The sequence below is a fragment of the Nocardia wallacei genome (assembly GCF_029869545.1).
In the GTDB taxonomy this organism is placed as follows: domain Bacteria; phylum Actinomycetota; class Actinomycetes; order Mycobacteriales; family Mycobacteriaceae; genus Nocardia; species Nocardia wallacei_A.
In genome coordinates, this window is record NZ_JARWQD010000132.1 from 1 (window position 1) to 1,111 (window position 1,111).

Annotated in this window: 1 protein-coding gene; it reads left to right on the forward strand. The window is 68.4% G+C overall.

The window, feature by feature from the left end:
* Positions 1–65: 65 nt before the first annotated feature.
* Complete coding sequence (locus QH290_RS10575; RefSeq protein ID WP_425303580.1) at positions 66–941, forward strand: L,D-transpeptidase; 876 nt, start codon at positions 66–68, stop codon at positions 939–941.
* The last annotated feature ends 170 nt before the right edge of the window (positions 942–1,111 follow it).

The window sequence follows — 1,111 nt, forward strand, 5'->3', positions numbered from 1 at the left end:
TCCACACACGGGCGGGCCCCACCCCCCCTGGCGGCCCCCCGGGCGGGCCCGCGCCCCCCCGCACCTTGGGTTGGGTCTCCAACCCCGGGCGGGCGCCCCCCCCCGGCGCGATCGCCTTCGCCCCCGCCTCGGCCGCACCGCTGTGGCCCGGCGGCCCCGAGATCGGCGCGCCGGCCGCGGTTCCGCAGCCGCAGCCCGAGCCGGGCGCCGCGCCGCTGAAGAACCCACCGGCGCTGCCGCCGGCCAATTTCGCCGCCCCCAATATCGGACCGGGCGACGGCGAGGTCGTCGGCGTGGCCCAGCCGATCGTCATCAACTTCAAGGAGCCGGTCGGCGATCACGCCGCCGCCGAGAAGGCCATCCGGATCACCTCCAGCAACCCGACCCAGGGCCACTTCTACTGGTTCGGCGACAAGCAGGTGCGCTGGCGGCCCGAGAACTTCTGGCCCGCCAACTCCGATATCACCGTCGAGGCGGGCGGCACCAAGGTGGCGTACAAGATCGGCGACGAGGTCATCGCGACCGCCGACGACGACACCCACACCATCACCGTCACCCGCAACGGTGAGGTGATCCGGGAGATGCCCACCTCGATGGGCAAGCCCAAGCACGAGACGCCCAACGGCACCTACTACGTGGGTGAGAAGAACCGGAAGATGATCATGGACTCCTCCACCTACGGGGTCCCGACCACCGATCCGGAGGGGTACAAGCTCGAGGTCGAGTACGCCACCCGCCTGTCCAACAGCGGCATCTTCGTCCACTCCGCGCCGTGGTCGGTTGCCCAGCAGGGCGTTTCGAACGTCAGCCACGGCTGCCTGAACGTGAGCCCCGCCGACGCGCAGTGGTTCTTCGAGAACGCGCAGAAGGGCGACCCGGTCGTCGTGCAGAACTCCACGGGCGAGTTCAGCGCCCGCGACGGCATGGGCGACTGGAACTGATCCCGGCCAAAAGCACGCCGGGAACGAAGGCAGGAGTTCCCACGCCGGGAACGAAGGCGCTCAGACGGCCCCCCTAAGGTTGGGCGGGTAGCAAATAGGGTTGTGCGCCCTTTTTAATTAAGGCATACTTTTTGGCGGAAACCTCCAATTGTTAGTACTAGGCCACAAAA